At 54.5% G+C, this 277-nt stretch carries 1 protein-coding gene; it reads left to right on the forward strand.

The window, feature by feature from the left end; genetic code table 11:
* Positions 1–181: hypothetical protein (locus SB719_RS19810; protein WP_412159686.1), on the forward strand; the 181-nt coding region annotated here is incomplete at its 5' end.
* Between the last annotated feature and the right edge of the window lie 96 nt (positions 182–277).

Below are 277 nucleotides of genomic sequence, written 5' to 3' on the forward strand. Positions count from 1 at the left end.
GGTTTTTGCACTGCGCGAAGTCGTTGGCGGTATGGCGATGATCGAGGATACATCAGGTTACTGGTTCGTCGAAAAAGGCTCGTTGCTGCCCGATGGCAGTCACCTCGTTTCAATCGGTCGCGGTGCGGGTACCTGGCAGCTCACGACATCGTCGGGCGATGTGATTGAGATGCGGAGGTGAGGGGAAGGCAATAAGGTAGTACTGCCCTATCTTCCCGCAAGCTTGACGCAAGTTCCGGCCTTTAAGTTAACCAACTGTAAAGGCGGGAAACTCCAT

Source organism: Pantoea sp. SIMBA_079, assembly GCF_046940275.1.
Classification (GTDB): domain Bacteria; phylum Pseudomonadota; class Gammaproteobacteria; order Enterobacterales; family Enterobacteriaceae; genus Pantoea; species Pantoea borealis.